The 1,046-nt window shown below is 70.6% G+C and carries 1 protein-coding gene; it reads left to right on the top strand.

What is annotated here, in order from left to right:
• Window positions 1-103 precede the first annotated feature (103 nt).
• A partial coding sequence (locus ACI783_RS19775; protein WP_457142031.1) for an IS481 family transposase occupies window positions 104-1,046 on the top strand: 943 nt, incomplete at its 3' end.

The following is a 1,046-nucleotide window of genomic DNA, read 5'->3' as shown; positions in this document are numbered from 1 at the left end:
TGTTCTGACCACGGACGTTGGTGACGGCGTCTGGTGACAAGAGGAAGACCTCCGAGTGAGGTGTGGAGCTGTCTAGGAACCGCTCCTCAACCCGGAGGCCTTCGTGTCCCACGCTAATGCCCTGCTGACCCCGCGGGGCCGGTTGCTCCTTGCTCGTTGCGTGGTCGAAGACGGGTGGCCGCTGCGGCGAGCCGCCGACCGGTTCCAGGTCTCCGCCACGACCGCAGCCCGCTGGGCTGGCCGGTATCGAGAGCACGGCGCCGTTGGCATGGCTGACCGCTCGAGCCGGCCGCACCACACACCGCGGCGGACGCCTACCCGCACCGAGCGACGCATCATCAAGGTCCGGGTGACCCGCCGGTGGGGTCCAGCGCGCATCGGGTTCCTGCTGGGCCTGCATCCCTCGACCGTGCATCGGGTGCTGGCCCGCTACGGGCTGGCGCGGTTGGCCTGGCTGGATCGGCCCACCGGGCGGGTGATCCGCCGCTACGAGCACCCCGCCCCGGGCGAGCTGGTGCACCTGGACGTCAAGAAGTTGGGGCGCATCCCGGACGGCGGCGGCTGGCGGGTGCACGGCCGCGCCCACCGCCCCAACCGGCACCGGGGGCGCGGCTACGCCTTCCTGCACACCGCCCTCGATGACCACTCCCGGCTGGCCTACTCCGAGCTGCTCACCGACGAGCGCAAGGAGACCGCCGCAGCCTTCTGGACCCGCGCGAACGCCTACTTCACCGCCTGCGGCATCACGGTCAAGCGGGTACTGACCGACAACGGCAACTGCTACCGGTCCTTCGACTTCCGGGATGCCCTGGCCGGCATCAGCCACAAGCGGACCCGGCCCTACCGGCCGCAGACCAATGGCAAGGTCGAACGCTTCCACCGCACGCTGGCCGACGAGTGGGCTTACGCCGCCGTCTACGCCAGTGACGCCGACCGCGCCGCTGCCTACCCTGCCTGGCTACACCACTACAACCACCACCGCGGCCACACCGCACTCGCCGGCAGACCCCCGGCCAGCCGCGTCACCAACCTGTCAGGTCAGAACA

The organism is Modestobacter sp. SYSU DS0511, assembly GCF_054050755.1.
Note: the sequence above shows the minus strand (reverse complement) of the source record. Positions and strands in the feature narration are given on the sequence as shown.